At 64.8% G+C, this 17,778-nt stretch carries 15 protein-coding genes; 3 read left to right on the forward strand and 12 right to left on the reverse strand.

The window, feature by feature from the left end:
- Positions 1 to 42: 42 nt before the first annotated feature.
- Positions 43 to 1,116 (reverse strand): quinone-dependent dihydroorotate dehydrogenase, encoded by a 1,074-nt coding sequence (locus CXR02_RS03125; RefSeq protein WP_104060686.1) that lies wholly within the window; start codon positions 1,114 to 1,116, stop codon positions 43 to 45.
- Positions 1,117 to 1,191: 75 nt separating this feature from the next.
- Here CXR02_RS03125 and CXR02_RS03130 point away from each other — a divergent pair, with 75 nt between their 5' ends.
- The gene (locus CXR02_RS03130; protein ID WP_104060687.1) at positions 1,192 to 2,202 is read left to right on the forward strand and encodes an alpha/beta hydrolase; all 1,011 of its coding nucleotides are present in this window, start codon (positions 1,192 to 1,194) and stop codon (positions 2,200 to 2,202) included.
- Here CXR02_RS03130 and CXR02_RS03135 read toward each other — a convergent pair.
- The 3 genes from CXR02_RS03135 to leuA all read right to left on the reverse strand — a co-directional run bounded on the left by CXR02_RS03135 (position 2,157) and on the right by leuA (position 5,566).
- Positions 2,157 to 2,987 carry an isoprenyl transferase gene (locus CXR02_RS03135; protein WP_104060688.1) on the reverse strand — a complete coding sequence of 277 codons (831 nt, stop codon included), beginning with the start codon at positions 2,985 to 2,987 and terminating at the stop codon, positions 2,157 to 2,159. The two genes, CXR02_RS03130 and CXR02_RS03135, sit on opposite strands and share 46 nt — an antisense overlap.
- Positions 2,988 to 2,989: 2 nt before the next feature.
- Positions 2,990 to 3,742 (reverse strand): DNA repair protein RecO, encoded by a 753-nt coding sequence (recO, locus tag CXR02_RS03140; protein WP_104060689.1) that lies wholly within the window; start codon positions 3,740 to 3,742, stop codon positions 2,990 to 2,992.
- 84 nt (positions 3,743 to 3,826) lie between these two features.
- Positions 3,827 to 5,566, reverse strand: coding sequence for a 2-isopropylmalate synthase (gene leuA, locus CXR02_RS03145; protein ID WP_104060690.1), 1,740 nt, complete (start codon positions 5,564 to 5,566; stop codon positions 3,827 to 3,829).
- A 254-nt stretch (positions 5,567 to 5,820) separates the two neighbouring features.
- Between leuA and CXR02_RS03150 the strand changes: the two genes are divergently transcribed.
- Positions 5,821 to 7,773, forward strand: coding sequence for a M13 family metallopeptidase (locus CXR02_RS03150; protein ID WP_104060691.1), 1,953 nt, complete (start codon positions 5,821 to 5,823; stop codon positions 7,771 to 7,773).
- 71 nt (positions 7,774 to 7,844) lie between these two features.
- On the opposite strand, the gene CXR02_RS03155 is transcribed toward CXR02_RS03150, so the two are convergent.
- The 5 genes from CXR02_RS03155 to CXR02_RS03175 form a co-directional block, all read right to left on the reverse strand.
- Positions 7,845 to 9,416: an LCP family protein gene (locus CXR02_RS03155; RefSeq protein WP_104060692.1), complete on the reverse strand. Its 1,572-nt coding sequence runs from the start codon at positions 9,414 to 9,416 to the stop codon at positions 7,845 to 7,847.
- Positions 9,417 to 9,515: 99 nt separating this feature from the next.
- Positions 9,516 to 10,490, reverse strand: coding sequence for a GTPase Era (era, locus tag CXR02_RS03160; protein WP_104060693.1), 975 nt, complete (start codon positions 10,488 to 10,490; stop codon positions 9,516 to 9,518).
- Positions 10,474 to 11,805, reverse strand: a complete 1,332-nt coding sequence (locus tag CXR02_RS03165; RefSeq protein WP_058932424.1) for a hemolysin family protein — start codon at positions 11,803 to 11,805, stop codon at positions 10,474 to 10,476. Before CXR02_RS03165 ends, era begins: the two co-directional genes overlap by 17 nt.
- Positions 11,802 to 12,275, reverse strand: a complete 474-nt coding sequence (ybeY, locus tag CXR02_RS03170) for an rRNA maturation RNase YbeY (RefSeq protein ID WP_056340121.1) — start codon at positions 12,273 to 12,275, stop codon at positions 11,802 to 11,804. Before ybeY ends, CXR02_RS03165 begins: the two co-directional genes overlap by 4 nt.
- Entirely contained in the window at positions 12,272 to 13,357 is a 1,086-nt protein-coding gene (locus tag CXR02_RS03175; protein WP_104060694.1) for a PhoH family protein, read from the reverse strand. The genes ybeY and CXR02_RS03175 overlap by 4 nt, the downstream gene beginning before the upstream one ends.
- Positions 13,358 to 13,834: 477 nt before the next feature.
- On the opposite strand from CXR02_RS03175, the gene CXR02_RS03180 reads away from it, so the two are divergent.
- A complete protein-coding gene (locus tag CXR02_RS03180; RefSeq protein WP_258060762.1) occupies positions 13,835 to 14,686 on the forward strand; it encodes a GerMN domain-containing protein in 852 nt (283 codons plus the stop codon).
- Between the two features lie 21 nt (positions 14,687 to 14,707).
- Here the strand turns inward: CXR02_RS03180 and CXR02_RS03185 are convergent, their stop codons facing one another.
- The 3 genes from CXR02_RS03185 to hrcA all read right to left on the reverse strand — a co-directional run bounded on the left by CXR02_RS03185 (position 14,708) and on the right by hrcA (position 17,711).
- Entirely contained in the window at positions 14,708 to 15,490 is a 783-nt protein-coding gene (locus tag CXR02_RS03185; RefSeq protein ID WP_104060696.1) for a 16S rRNA (uracil(1498)-N(3))-methyltransferase, read from the reverse strand.
- Positions 15,491 to 15,492: 2 nt separating this feature from the next.
- Entirely contained in the window at positions 15,493 to 16,620 is a 1,128-nt protein-coding gene (dnaJ, locus tag CXR02_RS03190) for a molecular chaperone DnaJ (protein ID WP_104060697.1), read from the reverse strand.
- A 77-nt stretch (positions 16,621 to 16,697) separates the two neighbouring features.
- The gene (hrcA, locus tag CXR02_RS03195) at positions 16,698 to 17,711 is read right to left on the reverse strand and encodes a heat-inducible transcriptional repressor HrcA (RefSeq protein WP_104060698.1); all 1,014 of its coding nucleotides are present in this window, start codon (positions 17,709 to 17,711) and stop codon (positions 16,698 to 16,700) included.
- Between the last annotated feature and the right edge of the window lie 67 nt (positions 17,712 to 17,778).

Here is a 17,778-nt window from a genome sequence, read left to right on the forward strand (position 1 = left end):
AAAACCCCGGTTGTCCAACCACCGGGGTTTTCGTCGTTTGAGTCAGCGGTTGCGTCGCGCTTTCGCCAGGTCGCGGTTGATCCGCGCCGCCCAGAACGGCCCCTCGTACAGGAAGGCCGTGTAGCCCTGGACCAGCGTGGCCCCGGCATCCAGACGGTCCTGGACGTCTTTCGCCGTCTCGACGCCGCCGACGGCCACCAGCGTGATCGCGCCCCCGGTGGCCTCCTTGAGCCGGCGAAGGACTTCCAATGAACGCTGCTTCAGCGGTGCCCCGGACAGGCCCCCGGCGCCGCATTCGACCACTTTCTCAGCCGGCGACGCCAGCCCCTCACGCCCGATCGTGGTGTTGGTGGCGATAATGCCGTCCAGCTTAAGGTCCAGGGCCAGCTTGGCGACGTCGTCGATGTCCTCATCGCTGAGGTCCGGTGCGATCTTGACCAGCAGCGGGACGTGCCGGCCTGCCGCCTTGTCCGCCTCGTCCCCCACCGCGGTCAGCAGCGGGCGGAGTGTCTGGACATCCTGGAGAAGGCGCAGGCCGGGCGTGTTGGGTGAGCTGACATTGACTACGAGGTAGTCCGCGGCCGGCGCCAGGCTCCGGGCGCTGATCAGGTAATCGGCCGCGGCGTCGTCGAGTTCCACCACCTTGCTCTTGCCGATGTTCACCCCAATCACGGGGCGCACGTTAGGGTGCCGGCGCTGCAGGGCGGCGCGTGCCGCTTTGAGGCGCGGTTCGACGGCGGCCGCGCCATCGTTGTTGAACCCCATCCGGTTAATGACAGCCCGGTCCTCGATCAGCCTGAAAAGGCGCGGCTTCTCGTTGCCCGGCTGCGCCTGCCCGGTGATGGTCCCTACTTCGACATGGCCAAAGCCAAGTTCGGTGAGGGCCTCGATGCCGAACCCCTCCTTGTCGAACCCGGCTGCGAGACCGAACGGGGATGGGAAGGTCAGCCCAAAGGCAGAAGTCTGCAGTGAGGCCGCGGGTGCCGTGAACCGGTGCAGCAGCCGTCCCGCGCCGGAAGCATGGGCAAGCTTGATTCCCTTGAATCCGATCTTGTGGGCGCGTTCCGCGTCCATCCACGAAAAGGCCAGCCTGAAGAATGTCGGATATACGCGCATGGCTCTAGTTTTCCGTCTCGGACGGTCCAGACCAAACCGGGCCGCCATACATGCGGCTCCGGCTAGCATAAAGCCATGAGGTGGCAGCCAGATATCCTCGGTGCTGGCTTCGAAGCCTGCACGTTCAAGGCAGGGGGCGAAGACGGCGTCCAGCGCACCGCCACGCTGGTGCGCTTCCGCCCGGCGAAGGAACCGGCAGCCACCGGCCTGCGCCGGACAGTGCTGTTCCTCCATGGTTGGAGCGACTACTTCTTCAATGTGGACCTGGCGCAGTTTTGGACACACAGCGGCTACGAGTTCTACGCCCTCGACATGCACAACCACGGCCGCAGCCTGCGCCCGGAAACGCCAGGCGGCTACGTGGCGAACCTGGCGGACTATGACGCCGAGATCGAAGCGGCCATCGCCATCATCCGGGCCGACACGCACACGCCGGAACTGGAAGGCAAGGCCTCCCTCACGCTGATGGGCCACTCCACCGGCGGCCTGGTGGCCGCCCTCTGGGTCAGCAACCACCCCGGAGCGGCCTCCCAGCTGGTGTTAAACAGTCCCTGGCTGGAGATGCACGGCAGCTCGCTGGTCCGCCGTGCTGCGTCCACGATGGTGGGACCCGTGGCGCGGTTCCGGCCGGAGGCTGTCCTGCGGCTGCCCGAGCGGGGGTTCTATTGGCGGACCATCAGCAGTTCAGCCGACGGCGAGTGGCCGCTTGACGACAGGTTCCGTCCGCCCATGGCATTTCCGCTCCGCGCGGGCTGGCTCAGCGCCATCCTGGCCGGCCACACCAAGGTGGCCCGTGGCCTGGACATCGACATACCCATCCTGGTGCTGCTGTCCCGGGGAAGCGCCACCGGGCCGTTCTGGTCCGAGGAAATGCGGCGCACCGACGCGGTACTGGACGTCAACATCATCGCCCTCCGAGCCCTGACACTGGGGCGCAGCGTCACGGTGGAACGGATCGACGGCGCGCTCCACGACGTCTTTCTCTCCCCTGCCAAAGTGCGGGCAGACGCCTATGCGCGGCTCGCCCGCTGGCTCCGGGGTTACGGTACGGCTGAACCCGGTGCGGCGTCGACGGCGCCGCCGTAGCGCCGGTCCCGCTGGGCGTAGATTTCGACGGCGTTCCACAGGGTCCGCCGGTCGACGTCGGGCCACAGCGTGTCCATGAAGACGAACTCGGCATACGCGGACTGCCAGAGTAGGAAATTGGAGAGCCGCTGCTCCCCCGAGCTCCGCAGGAACAGGTCCACGTCCGGCAGGTCCGGTTCGTCCAGGTACTTCTGGATGGTTTTCTCGGTAATGGCGCCGGGTTTGAGCCGGCCTGCGGCAACCTCGGCGGCGATGGCCGATACGGCGTCCGTGATTTCCGCCCGGCCGCCGTAATTAACACACATGTTCAACGTGCACGTGCTGTTGCCCGCGGTAAATTCCTCGGCATCTTCCAGTTCGCGGATCACCGAGCCCCACAGCCTGGGACGCCGGCCAGACCACCGTACGCGGACACCCCAGTCGTCCAGCTGGTTCCGCTGCCTTCGTAGCACGTCCTTGTTAAAACCCATCAGGAAGCGGACCTCTTCGGGTGACCGGCGCCAGTTTTCGGTGGAAAACGCATAGACGCTCACGTATTCGATGCCTAGTTCGATAGCGCCCGCCATCACGTCCAGCAGGGCGGGCTCGCCGGCTTTGTGTCCCTCGATCCGCGGCAGGCCCCGCTGGTTGGCCCAACGGCCGTTGCCGTCCATCACAATGGCAACATGGCGGGGGATGAATTCTGCGGGGATCGCCGGGGCAACCGCGCCTGAAGGGTGCGGATACGGTGCCACCACAGGGGTGGTCCGCTGCCGCGAAGGACTCTTCTTTTTTCCCAAGGCCACTATCAGCCACGCTCCACATGTTTGAGGGATTTCAGGACACGTTCAAGGTGCCATTGCAGGTATACGGCCACCAGCCCCGCAGCTTCCCGTCGGTGCGGCACGTCCGAGCCATCCGCCGTCGTCCAGTCCCCGGTCAGCAGGGCACCCAGGAGCACGACGGTCTCCGCGGCCGGCGCAGGCGAACCGGGTGGTCTGCAGTCAGCGCAGACCATACCGCCGAGCGGAGCCGAAAAGGCCGTATGTGGGCCGGGCCGGCCGCAGCGGGCGCAGTTGGTAAAACTCGGAGCCCAGCCCCCGGTGGAAAGGGCCCGCAGGAGATACGAATCCAGGATCAGTCCCGGCGCGTGCTCGGCCCGGGACAGAGAGGCCAGCGCCCCCACCAGCAGGTTGTACTGGGCGGTGCCGGCTTCGCCGTCGACGTCGGTCAGTTTTTCCGCAGTTTCGGTCATGGCAGCGGCAACGGTATACCGGCCATAGTCTGCGGCGATGTTGCTGCCGTAGGCGCCCTTGGCAACAGCCTGCGTGACGATGTCCAGTGTCTTTCCGGAGACCAGCTGCAGGTCGGCAACCATAAACGGCTCCAGCCGCGCCCCAAACTTGCTGCTGGTCCGCCGCACGCCCTTGGCGACGGCGCGGATTTGGCCGTGGTGCTTGGTCAGCAGCGTGATGATGCGGTCAGCCTCGCCCAGCTTGTGCGTACGGAGCACCACGGCGTCATCCCGGTAGGACCGGGCAGCAAAGGATTGTTGGACCACGGTTAATCTTCGCACTGAGTTCCGGAATGCCGGCATTGCCGGTGCGTTGCGCGCCGGGAATTCCGGCGCGCAACGTGTTCCGAATCAGGCCCGGGAATCCCGAATGGCACGATTGACTGCGGAAATGACGGCCTTGAGCGAGGACATGCTGGTGTTGGCATCGATACCGACGCCCCACAGGACCCGCTCCCCCACGGCACACTCGACGTAGGCTGCGGCCATGGCGCTGCCGCCTTCCGAAAGGGCATGCTCGCTGTAGTCCAGCACCCGGACATCCACGCCGTCCTCGCGCAGGATGCTCAACAGCGCGGCGATGGGCCCGTTTCCGGTTCCCGTGCGACGGGCCTGGACACCGTCGACGGTGAGCGAGGCGTGCAGGGTCATCCCGCCGTCGTCATCGGTTTCGGTGCTGACGGAACCGAGTGAGTAACGGCCCCACTGGCCCTCCGCCTGGCTGGAGGGCAGGTACTCGTCCTGGAAGTGCTGCCACAACTGGGCGCCGCTGACTTCGCCGCCCACGGTATCGGTCTTCTTCTGGATCACGCCGGAGAATTCCATCTGGGCACGGCGCGGCAGGTCCAGGCTGTGTTCGTTCTTGAGCAGGTAGGCCACGCCACCCTTGCCGGACTGCGAGTTGACGCGGATGACGGCCTCGTAGCTGCGGCCCAGGTCCTTAGGGTCAACGGGCAGGTACGGGACCTGCCAGGTGAAGTCCGCGACGTCCTTGCCGGCGGCGGCAGCATCCTTCTCCAGCGCCTCGAAGCCCTTCTTGATGGCGTCCTGGTGCGAGCCGGAGAAAGCGGTGAAGACGAGGTCGCCGCCGTAGGGGGAACGCTCGGCGACGGGTAGCTGGTTGCAGTACTCCACGGTGCGCCGGATCTCGTCGATGTCGGAGAAGTCGATCATGGGATCGATGCCCTGGACGAACATGTTCAGGCCGAGGGTGACGAGGTCCACGTTGCCGGTTCGCTCGCCGTTGCCGAACAGGCAGCCCTCAATCCGGTCCGCGCCGGCCAGGTAACCCAGTTCGGCGGCGGCCACGCCGGTACCCCGGTCATTGTGCGGGTGCAGGGACAGGATGATGCCTTCACGCGGGTGCAGGTTCCGGCTCATCCACTCAATGGAATCGGCGTACACGTTCGGGGTGGCCATTTCCACGGTGGCAGGCAGGTTGATGATGACCTGGCTGTCGGCGGATGCCTCGAAAACGTCGGCGATGGCGTTGCAGACCCGGACGGCATAGTCCAGTTCAGTCCCGGTGAACGACTCCGGCGAGTATTCATAGGTGATGTGCGTGTCAACGAGGGTTTCCTCGTACTTCTTGCACAGTCTGGCGCCCTGGAGCGCGATGTCGAGGATGCCGTCCTGGTCCTGGTTGAACACCACACGGCGCTGCAGGACGGACGTTGAGTTGTACAGGTGGACAATCGCCTGCTTGGCGCCGACGAGGGACTCGTACGTCCGCTCGATCAGGTGCTCGCGGGCCTGGGTCAGGACCTGGATGGTGACATCGTCCGGAATGTGGTTACCGACGATGAGCTGGCGGACGAAGTCGAAATCGGTCTGCGAGGCAGAAGGGAAGCCGACTTCAATTTCCTTATAGCCCATGCGGACCAGCAGATCGAACATCTTCATCTTGCGGGCCGGGCTCATCGGGTCGATCAGCGCCTGGTTGCCGTCACGCAGGTCTACAGCGCACCAGCGCGGGGCCTTGGTGATGACCTTGTCCGGCCACGTGCGGTCAGGCAGTTCAACGGTGATCTGATCCTGGAACGGACGGTAGCGGTGGGCTGGCATTCCGGAGGACTTCTGTGCGTTTCGCATTAGTATCGGGGCCTTTTCTGTGGTTCTTATCTGAAAGGTGGCCGGGCAACACAAACTCCGCGACGAGGGTGGGCCTTGCGCTAAATCGCGTCTGAGGCCTCGCCGCGGCAGCTAAGAAGGAGGAGCTCTGCGCGCACCATTTGAGGGTAGCACGCGTGCGTAAGATGAGAGGGCACCACCGTCCTTATCGTCCAACATGCAGACGCCGCGCCGGTGCCAGCGCCGGCCGCGGCACGTCACACGAAGGAGCATCTGTGCCCATCTCGGGGATCGACCTGTCCAACATTGACCACACCGTCAGGCCGCAGGATGACCTGTACCAGCACGTGAACGGGTCCTGGCTCAAGGCCACGGAAATTCCGGATGACCGGCCACTCGAGGGAACTTTCACCGCGCTGCGCGACGGAGCGGAGATCGCGGTCCGGGACATCATCGAGGAAGCAGCCGCCAAGGGTGAAGCCGCCAGCGGGATAGAACGAAAGGTGGGCGAGCTCTACAACAGCTTCATGGACGAAGCCACAGTGGAGGCCAAAGGCATGGAGCCCATCCGCGGGCGGCTTGCCGAGGTATTTGCCACCGCCACGGTTGCTGATCTCGTGGCTCTGGCCGGGCGGCTGTTCCGGTCAGACGTGCCCGGGCTCTTCTACATCTACCCGGCTCCGGACGCTGGCAACCCGGACCGCATCCTGCTCTACACCGGCCAGGGCGGCCTGGGACTGCCGGACGAGTCCTACTACCGGGAAGAGAAGTTCGCCCCCATGGTCAAGGCCTATGGCGCGCATGTCAGGACCATGTTCACCCTGGCCGGAGTGGCCGATCCGGAGCCTGCGGCCGCACGCGTCGTTGCCCTCGAAACCAGCCTCGCATCCCACCACTGGGACAACGTCACCCTGCGCGACCCGCAGAAGACCTATAACCTCAAGTCCGCTGAGGAAGCGGCCACCCTGTTCCCGCTCCTTAACACCTGGTTCGAAGCTGCCGGGATCGACGCCGACAAGCGCAACGAGATCGTAGTCAGCACACCGGACTTCTTCAGTGGGGCCGCCGGCCTGCTGGAGTCCGAACCGCTCTCCGTGTGGCAGGAGTGGCTGGCCCTGCGGGTCATCAACGGCGCCGCGCCGTACCTGTCCTCCGAGTTCGTGGATGCCAATTTTGCCTTCTACGGAACAACCATCAGCGGCACGCCCCGGAACAAGGACCGCTGGAAGCGCGCCGTCGCCGTCGTCGAAGCTGCACTCGGTGAGGCCGTCGGGCAGATTTACGTCTCGAAGCACTTCCCCAAAACCCACAAGGCCCGCATGCAGACCCTGGTGGCCAACCTGATCGAGGCCTACCGGCAGTCCATCACCGGTCTTGCCTGGATGGGTGAGGAAACAAAGGCCGAGGCGCTGCGGAAACTGGGGGCCTTCCGCGCCAAGATCGGCTACCCCGACAAGTGGATCGATTACTCCGCGGTGGAAATCGACCCGCTGGACCTTCTGGGGAACGTGGAGCGGGCCCACAATGCCGACGTCGACCGCCACCTGGATGAGGTGGGCAAACCGGTAGACCTTAACAAGTGGCTCATGACACCGCAGACGGTCAACGCGTACTACCACCCGATGCTCAACGAGATCGTCTTCCCGGCCGCTATCCTGCAGCCACCGTTCTTCACAGCCGACGCCGACGACGCCGTTAATTACGGTGGCATTGGAGCGGTGATCGGCCACGAGATCGGCCACGGTTTTGATGACCAGGGGTCGCAGTTCGACGGCGGCGGCGCGCTGCGGAACTGGTGGACTGAGGATGACCGGACCGCGTTTGAGAAGCTCACAGCCAAACTGGTGGCACAGTACGACGAGTTGTCCCCCTATGCGGCGCCGGGGCACAACGTCAACGGCAAGCTGACGCTGGGGGAGAACATCGGCGACCTTGGTGGCCTGACCATCGCCTACAAGGCTTACCTGCTCAGCCTTGACGGCAAGGAACCGGAAGTGCTGGACGGGCTGACGGGGCAGCAGCGGTTCTTCGCGTCCTGGGCAGCCGGTTGGCGGCAGGTGATCCGGTCGGAAGAGGCCATCAGGAGGCTCGCCACGGATCCCCACTCCCCCAACGAGTTCAGGACCAACGCCATCGCCAAGAACCTGGACGCCTTCCACCAGGCCTTTGGCGTGACGGACCAGGATGGCATGTGGATGCCGCAGGACGCTCGCGTCAGCATCTGGTAAGCACCCTCCAGACATACAGAGAGGCGGGGCCGCCTGGCCCCGCCTCTCTGTATGTCAACTGGGTGCTGCCGTCAGTCCTGGACGATCAGCACCGGGTTGGCCTGCTGGCACACCGTATCGCCGGCCGTCTGGTTGACGATGTCCTCGGGCAGGGCCACGCCCGCGCCGGCGCCGTAGGTTGCCCCGGTGGTGAAGTCCGTTCCAAGGTAGACCTGCACTCCGGCGACGCGGGGTGCCAGCTGGACCTGCGCGGCCGGAATCCCCAGCAGCGCAGCCACGTCGGCTGCGACGTCGGCGAACTCAGTACCGTAGTAGACAACGCTCTGAGCCACCGGCGCGGCTTCCAACGGCCCGGATTGGGTGAAGCCTCCGGTGATCAAGGCCTGCACGATTTCCTGTGAGCGTCCCGGGACGCCGCTGCCGTTGGCCACAGTGACTGGTTGCAGCGCCTTGTCATACGGCGGCACCGCCGGGGTTGTTTCTGTTGGAGTGGCTGTTGTTTCCGTGGGCGCCGGGGACGGCGTTTTGGGCGCCGTTGGATCCGTGAGGTCCACGTCCTCGCGGAGGGCCGCAAACAGCTGGGACCCTGCGGGCTCCGCAATCTGCAGGCGGTTGATGTCCGTGACTGCCGGCGTGGTGGGCACGGCCACAAACGCCACCTTGCTGATGTCGATGTCCTTAAGCCGGCTACCGATACTCACGAGCGACGGCACGGAGGCCAGCCCCTCATCCACCGTGAGGTTCTTGGTCACTACATCGGCAATGGTCAGCATTTTAGAGGGGTCGGACAGTGTGCCGTCGTCCTTGATCTTGCGCGTGAGGGAGGACAGGAATCCCTGCTGTGCCCGGATCCGGCCCAGGTCGCCGCCGTCGGCAAAGGCATGACGGGTCCGCAGGAAGGCAAGGGCCATTTCGCCCTTAACGGCGGACGTACCCTTCGGCAGGCGCAGCCGGGAGTCAGGATCGTAGACGGCGTCACTGATGCACACGTCAACGCCGCCCACCGTGTTGGAGAGTTCCTTCACGGCGGTGAAGTCCGCCATCATGAAGTGATCGATCTCCAGTCCAGTCAGTTTGTTGACCGTGTCCACGGCGCAGCCGATGCCGGCTTCGTTCATGGCCTCGTTGATCATGACATCGTTGCGGGCAGGAAAAGTCCGTTTGGTCTTCTGGTCGGTGCACTCCGGAATATCGACCAGTAGGTCCCGGGGGAAGCTGATGACGCTGACGCGCTTGTTGTCGGCCGATACGTCCATCAGCATCATGACGTCGGATTTGCCGTAACCTGTCGAGTCGTCCACGGCGCCGTACTCCGCGTTGGCGCCGTCCCTGGTATCGGAGCCAAGGATCAGGATCTGCATCCGATCCGATTTGTCGTCCGATGGGTTCGCACCACCGGCGTTCAGCGGCGCCGTAGTGATGTTCGACTGGAACCGCAAATACCAGTAGCCCGCGAAGCCAAGTCCGCCGACCACCAGGATAGTGACCACCGCAGTGGTCACCTTCAGCCAGGCCGGCATCCGGCTCCGGGATCCGAGATGCCGGGCAACGCCGACGGCGGTAGCATCAGCGTGGCGGGACACCGGACCGGTCCCGGCTGACGCGTCAGCTCCGTACTCGCGATTGTCGCGGCCTCGCCCCATGTGTGGTGTACCTTCCTCGAAAAAATTGAATCCGGCCTATTTTAGTTGCCCAGTCTGGGAACTTCCCGACGACCGGCCGGGTAAGGCGAAAAGGCAGCGTCAGAAGCCGAGCTTGACCAACTGTTTCGGGTCGCGCTGCCAGTCCTTGGCCACCTTCACATGCAGGTCAAGGTAGATGCGGGCACCGAGCAGCGCCTCGATCCCCTTGCGTGCATTGGTGCCGACTTCGCGGAGCCGTGCACCGCCCTTGCCGATGATGATGGCCTTCTGGGACGAACGTTCCACATAGAGATTAACGCGGACGTCGAGGAAGGGCCTGTCTTCGGGCCGGCCCTCACGCGGAACAATTTCATCGACGACGACGGCCAGGGAGTGGGGCAGTTCGTCGCGGACGCCTTCGAGGGCAGCTTCCCGGATGAGCTCGGCGATCATCACGGCTTCGGGTTCGTCCGTCAGGTGACCGTCCGGATAAAGGGGCGGCGACGCCGGCATGTGGCTGATCAGGACGTCTGCGAGCGTGTCCACCTGGAAGCCGTCGGTGGCGGAGACGGGGACGATGTCCTTCCAGCCGTCCTCGCCGATGACATCCCGGCCCAGTGCTGCGACGGCGAGCAACTGCTCGGTGAGCGCCTGCCGGTCCACTGTGTCCGCCTTGGTGACGATCGCGATGACCGGCTTGTTGCCGATGGCGGCGAGCTGGGCGGCGATGTACTTGTCGCCCGGGCCGATTTTCTCGTTGGCGGGCAGGCAGAAGCCGATCGCGTCGACCTCGGCGAGGGTGTCGGCGACGAGTTCGTTCAGCCGCTTTCCCAGCAGGGTGCGGGGGCGGTGCAGGCCCGGGGTATCCACCAGGATCAGCTGGGCGTCATCGCGGTGCACGATCCCCCGGATGGTGTGGCGCGTGGTCTGCGGCTTGGCGGAGGTGATCGCCACCTTCTGGCCCACCAGCGCGTTCGTCAGGGTTGATTTTCCCGCGTTAGGCCGCCCCACGAGGACCGCAAAGCCTGCCCTATAGCCGCCGAAGTCTTTGGCGGCCGAATCCGGGTTGACCGGACGATTACTTTTCTTGCTCACGTGGAACTCCCTGCTGGGTTGCTTTCGCCTCGTCGAGGAGGTCTTCAAGGTCAGTGTCTGCTTTTGGTACTGCTGAGGCAATGATGTGGCTGACGCGGTTGCGGCGGCCCTCGAGCCGTTCGGCGAGCAGCGAGATGCCGCCCACCTCCACGCGGCTGCCCACAATGGGAACGCGGCCCAGGGCCTTGGCCAGCAGCCCGCCCACAGTGTCAACCTCGTCGTCGTCGAGCTCTATGTCGAACAGTTCTCCGAGGTCGTCGATGCTCATCCGGGCGCTCACCCGGTAGGAACCGCCGCCCAGGGCCACGGCCTCGGCGCTTTCGGTGTCATACTCGTCCACGATTTCGCCGACAATTTCCTCGATGAGGTCCTCCAGGGTGACAAGGCCGGCCGTGCCGCCGTATTCGTCGATCACGATGGCAACGTGTGTTGACTCCTTCTGCAGTTCCCGCAGCAGATCGCTCACCGGCTTGGACTCCGGGACGTACCGGACCTCGCGGGCCAGGGCTTCGACCGGGGGCTGTTCGTCGTCGGGTCCGAGCTCATGGAGCGTCGCCGCAACGTCCTTGAGGTACACGATTCCGAGGATCTGGTCCGTGTTGTCGCGGATCACCGGGATCCGTGAATAGCCCGACCGCAGGAACATTGACATGGCCCGCCTGAGGCTGGAGCCGGCGTCGATGCTGAGGATATCCGTCCGGGGCACCATCACGGCGCGCACCAGGGTGTCGCCGAAGTCAAAGACGGATTGGATCATTTCCGCTTCGGTGTCTTCGATCATGTCCGATTCGGAGGCGCGGTCCACAAGTTCGCGGAATTCCTGTTCGCTGAAGAACGCGTCATCACCCGCGGGTGCGCCTGGAGCGGCGGCACTGCCCAGCGCCACGAGCCACCCCGGGATGGGTCCGAGGACCCACGTGAGATACCTGATCAGTGGTGCTGTGGAGCGGACGACTGCGGCCGAATGGAGCCTGCCGAGCTGCCGCGGGGAAACGCCGACGATGACGAAGCCGAGCAGGGCCATGATCCCCGTGGCGGCCAGCCCGGCCAGCCAGACGTTGTCCAGCAGGCTGTGGAGCAGGACGGCCACCGCTACGGCAGAAGCCATCTCGAACCAAACGCGCCAGAACCGCAAGGCCCGGATGTGCGCCACCGGCTGGGCCAGGATGCGCTTCATGGCGTTTCCGCGGCTCTTCAGCAGGGCGTCTTCGGCGTCGTGCCGGGAAAGGAAAGTGAACGCGGCTTCGGCTGCGGTCAGGAGTGCTGCTGTACCGAGGAACGCCAGGGCCATGCCGACAAGGAGCAGGGGCGTCACTGCGTGGTCTCGGCAGGTGCTTCTTTGCCGGTGAAGCCGGAAAGCAGCTGGCGCTGGAGGCCGAACATTTCTTCCTTTTCCTCGGGCTCTGCGTGGTCATAGCCGAGCAGGTGGAGGATCCCATGCGTGGTCAGCAGCAGCATCTCATCCTGCAGGGAGTGCCCGGCGTTGACGGCCTGCACCTGCGCCACCTGGGGGCAGACGGCGATGTCACCCAGCATCCCTTGGGGAGTGGGCCGGTCCGGCGTGCCCGGGGTCAGCTCGTCCATGGGGACCGAGAGCACGTCGGTGGATCCCGGCTCGTCCATAAGCTCGATGTGGAGCTTTTCCATGGCGGGTTCATCCACCAGGAGAATAGAGAGTTCAGCCTGCGGGTGGATGTACAGCTGCTCAAAAACGTACCGGGACAGAGCCACGAGCTCCGCTTCATCAACCTGGATGCCGGACTCGTTGTTGACCTCAATGCTCACGCGTTTTCCCCCCGCTTTTCCCGGCTCACCGAGTGGTTCACTTTGTTCCGCTGGAGATCGTCCCAGAGACTGTAGGCACGCACGATGTCACCCACAAGACGGTGGCGGACCACGTCAGTGGAGTCCAGGACGGTGAAGTTCACGTCCTCGATTCCCTGCAGGATCTCCTCCACGATCCGCAGACCTGAGCGTGTGTCGAAGGGAAGGTCCACCTGGGTGACGTCTCCGGTAACCACCATTTTGGACCCGAAGCCCAAACGCGTAAGAAACATCTTCATCTGTGCCGGTGTGGTGTTCTGCGCTTCGTCCAGGATGATGAAGGCGTCGTTAAGCGTGCGCCCCCGCATGTAAGCCAGCGGCGCGACTTCGATGGTCCCGGCGGCCATCAGGCGCGGGATGGCCTCGGGGTCCATCATGTCGTGCAGCGCGTCGTACAGCGGGCGCAGGTAGGGGTCGATCTTGTCGCTCAGGGTGCCCGGCAGGAATCCCAGCCGTTCGCCGGCCTCGACGGCGGGCCTGGTCAGGATAATACGGCTGACTTCCTTCTGCTGCAGCGCCTGGACAGCCTTGGCCATGGCGAGGTACGTCTTGCCCGTACCTGCAGGGCCAATCCCGAAGATCACCGTGTTCGCGTCAATCGCGTCCACGTAGTTCTTCTGGTTCAGGGTCTTGGGGCGAATGGTCTTCCCCCGGCTGGAGAGGATGTCATGGGTGAGGACGTCCACAGGGTTCTGCAATGACTGGCTGCGGAGCAACGAGACGAGCTGCTGCAACACCGCGGGGCTGATGACTGTGCCACGGGCCACGAGACCGCGAACTTCATGCAGCAGCCGCATGATGCGGGGAACTTCGTTGGCAGGGCCGCTCATGGACAGTTCGTTTCCACGGACGTGGAAGTTAACGGACGGGAACTGCTCTTCGATGTAGCGCAGGGCCTCGTCATGGCTGCCGAGCGATTGGACCATCTGATCGGAGTTGTCAAAGAGAACCACCTCCGTCCGGACACCGGGAAGTGAATGGGGGAATTCTCCGGCGGCGCGGTCAGTATTGAGCCGGCGCTTTCCGTTCGCTGATTCAGTCATGGTGCTGGCCCGCAGGCCCGTGGTCCCCTCCAGTTCGAAAAATTAAGTGCGCCAGCTGCTGCGTGGGGGGCTGTTGCCGAGCATGCAGGAGCCAGCGGAGTCCTTCCATCTTACGCCAGGAGGCACCTCCCGGCGGCGTCAGGCGGTCCCCGGCGAGGGTGCCCGTCACCGGCATACTGCGGGACGGGTGGCGTCATTAGGTATCAACTTCATCTCGGGCTCATATCGTTCCCGTTGCAGTTGGGCCGGCAGCCCGGATTCGGTCCTTTTGGCGGAGCTGGCTATGCGATGCTGGAAATCACAGCCGTCCGGGGACCGGCTCACGGGGCCCAGGCCTCGCCATTTCACAGCCGGAAAGGACAGGCCACGAGAGTGCCGGAAACAGCGACCCCCCTCAGTGCCAGGCGCGTCGCGCCGCGTTTTCGTCCGCAACGTCTCCTGGGCCTGCTGCCAGCATTCCTCCTTCTCACCGGTTGTATCGCGGACCCCAGCCCTGAGCCCAACCTGACGGCAAACTCCAGTGCTGCCGCCACCGGCTCCCCCGGGGCACCTTCCACCAGCGCGCCCCTTGAAACTACACAGTCCTCGAATAAGGCCCCGGTCTACTGGATTGGCCGAAGCAACAGCAACGTGTTCCTATACCGGGAGTTCCGGGACGTGCCGGAGCAGGAGAATCCAGTGACCCGCGCCCTGCGGGCCATGATGTCCGAGAAGCCGCTGGACCCGGATTTCTTCACGCCCTGGCAGGATCCCGAGAAACTCGCCTCGTCCATCTCCGGCAAGAACGTCATTACCGTCGACGTCTCGGAGGATGCCTTTAACAGCAATCTCGACGCCGACATGGCCGGCCGCGCCATTCAGCAGCTGGTCTTTACCGCTACGGCAGCGGCCGCGAGTTCCGGCCTGATCGATTCCGGCCAGCAGATCCAGGTCAGGATCCTGGTGGATAGCCACACCGATTATGTTGCCTTCGACCACGTCCAGCTTGGCGACCCCATGTCCCGAGCTGCCGGAATGGTGGCGCCCGTGTGGATCATCGATCCGCAGGAAGGGACTGATTTGGCCGGCGGAAGCGTCAAGATCACCGGCCGCAGCACGGTTCCGGGCGGTAAACTCCGCTGGCAGATCCTGCGGGCCGAAGCGAACGGGAACAAGGCGCCCTACCTGACCGGGGAGACCACTGCAGCTGCCGAAGCCGCCCAGTCCGGAGTCTTTACGCTTGCCCTTAGCCTGTCCTCGGGGAGTTACGAGCTCCGCGTTTCGCAGGTGGATGCGGCCGGCACCAGCCAGGAGCTGAATGTGGATACGCGGAACTTCAACGTCCGGTAACAGCCCGCGCAGCAGTCGGCCTCAGGATACCGGTGCTGTCCAGCGTCCCAGTACATCACTCGCCAGAACAACCGCTGCCGGTCCGGCCGTGGATGACCTCAGGACGTGGTGTCCCAAGAGCGCCGTCACGGCGCCGGCGTCGCAAAGCCGGGTGACTTCGCGGGGACTGATTCCGCCCTCCGGACCAACGATGAGCAGAATTTCCAGGGGTCCGGCGTCAGCCTGGGTGCCCTGCCATGATTCCAGGACAGACCGGAGCGGCCGGACCGCGTCTTCGTGCAGGATTACGGCCAGATCCGCTGCCGCCACGGCCGCCGCAAGGCCTGGCGTTTCGACGGCGGCGCGCACCTCGGGGATCCAGGCGCGGCGTGCCTGCTTGGCGGCGGCAATGACCACGGACTGCCATTTTGCGTGGGCCTTGGCCGCGCGCTCACCCTTCCAGCGGACAATTGATCGCTCGGACTGCCAGGGAACTACGGCATCAATCCCGAGTTCGGTTGCCGTTTCCACGGCCAGTTCATCGCGGTCCCCCTTGGCCAGGGCCTGCACCAGCACAAGCCGGATGTCGGGCCGGTCCTCCACAACGAGGGCGGAGCATTCCACGGTGAGCTCCGCGGGCGACGCCGAGACAACAGTTCCCGTCAGCCGCCTTCCGGCGCCATCGGCAATGTCCACCGCCTCTCCGGGAGATAGCCGTTTTACGGTCACGGCGTGGCGTGCCTCCGGCCCTTGAAGGACAAAACGGGCACCGGGCACCAGACCGTCCAGCGACCCGGCACCGCTGAAGAAAACGGGATTGCTCACCGCTACAGGTTACCGAACCGGTCCCGCAGCTTGGCAAAGACGCCGCCGCTGGCAGCCAGTTTGCCTTCCGTGAACTGCTCGCCCCGCAGCTTCGCCAGCTGCCGCAAGAGATCCTCCTGCGCGGCATCCAGCTTGGCCGGCGTCTCCACCTGCAGATGGACCATCAGATCCCCGCGGCCGTAGCCGCGCAGGTGCGTCACGCCGAGTCCACGGAGCGTGATGATCTCCCCTGACTGCGTCCCTGCCTTGACGTCGATTTCCTGCAGCCCGTCAAAGGTTTCCAGTGACAGCTCGGTGCCTAGGGCGGCGGCAGTCATCGGGATGTGCAGCGTTGCGTGCAGGTCGTCACCGTCGCGTGCGTACGTGGCGTCGTTGTTGACCCGGAGTTCCACGTACAGGTCCCCGGACGGTCCGCCGGCCGGGCCTGCTTCGCCCTGCCCGGAGAGCTGGATCCGGGTGCCAGTGGCAACACCGGCCGGCACCTTGATGGTGAGCGACCGCCGGCTGCGGATGCGGCCCTGGCCGCTGCATTCGTTGCAGGGGTCCTTGATGACCGTCCCGAAGCCTTCGCAACTGCCACACGGGGCCGCCGTCATGACCTGGCCCAGGATGGAGCGAACCGCGCGCTGGACCTGGCCGCTGCCGCCGCAGATATCGCAGCGCACAGGGTGGCTGCCGTCGCGGCAGCATGACCCGTTGCAGGTGGGGCAGGTGACGGCTGTGTCCACTTCGAGTTTCCGGTTGACGCCGAACACGGCATCGCGGAGTTCGATCCGTACACTGATCAGCGCGTCCTGGCCGCGGCGGACCCGGGAAGCGGGGCCGGAGGTGCCGCCGGCCCCGAAGAACGTGTCGAAGATGTCCTGGAACGCGAAGCCCTGGCCGGAGTATCCACCGCCGCCGAACCCGTTGTCGGTGCCGTTCTCATTGCCGGTGGTGTCATAGATCCGGCGCTTTTGCGGGTCCGAAAGTACCTCGTAGGCATGGGTCACGGCCTTGAAGCGGTCCGATGCATCGTCCCCGGGGTTTACGTCCGGGTGGAGAGTGCGGGCCAGCTTGCGGTAGGCCTTCTTGATCTCTTCCCCGGTGGCTTCCGGCGAGACTCCGAGGACGTCGTAGTGGCTGCTCAAAGTTCGTATCTCTTCCTTGTTGTACTGACGGCAGGCGGGCTGCCGGCACTGCTCTTCGTGCCTGGACCGTGATGCTGTTACGGACCCAGAATTCTTGAAAGGTAACGGGCTACTGCCCTGACGGCGGCCATGGTGGTGGGGTAGTCCATCCGGGTGGGGCCGAGCACACCGATCTTGGCAGTGCTGTCTGGTCCGTAGCCCGTGGCCACCACGGAGGCTTCCGCTAGTCCGTCGTACGGGTTTTCACGCCCGATGCTGACTGCCACGCCCCTCGGATCCTGCGCCATGTCGCTCAGGAGGCGCAGCAGGACAACCTGCTCCTCGAGCGCTTCCAGGACCGGTCCGATACTGAGCGGAAAATCCACATTGGAGCGGGCGAGGTTCGCCGTTCCGGCCATGACCATGCGTTCCTCACGGCTGCTGTGGGCGAGCGTTTCCAGCCCGTGGGCCAGGGCCTGGGCCGCCGCGCGCTGGCCCGGGCTGACGGACGAAACGACTCCGGGCAGCGAGGGGGTCAGCCGGCTCAGCGAGATGCCCGCGAGTGATCCGAGGAAGTGTGTCCGCAGCGCGGCGATGGCGTCGTCGCCGAGGTCCTGGCCGATGTCGATCACGCGCTGTTCGACCTTGCCGGTGGTGGCGATGAGGACCACCAGGACCTGCCGGGGCGCGAGCAGGACGAATTCGATGTGGCGGATGGTGGCGCGGCTCAGATGCGGATACTGCACCACGGCGACCTGGTTGGTCAGCTGCGACAGCATCCTGACGGTCCTGTCCAGGACGTCGTCCAGATCGTCGGCGCCCTCCAGCAGCGACTGGATGGCACGCCGTTCCGCGTGGGAAAGTGGCTTCACCGCTGAAATCTGGTCCACAAACAGCCGATAGCCTTTGTCTGTGGGGATCCGTCCCGCGCTGGTGTGCGGGGCCGTGATCAGACCGTCGTCTTCCAAGGCCGCCATGTCGTTGCGGATGGTGGCACTGGACACGCCGAGGTGGTGGCGTTCCACGAGCGCTTTTGAACCTACTGGCTCGCGGGAGTGCACATAGTCCTCCACGATGGCGCGCAGTACTTCGAGTTTGCGCGGCTCGCTCATACTCCACCTCCATCCGTGGTCACTGCAGGGTTAGCACTCGACATGCCTAAGTGCTAACAGTCTAATA

This window comes from Arthrobacter sp. 4R501, assembly GCF_002929755.1.
GTDB lineage: Bacteria > Actinomycetota > Actinomycetes > Actinomycetales > Micrococcaceae > Arthrobacter.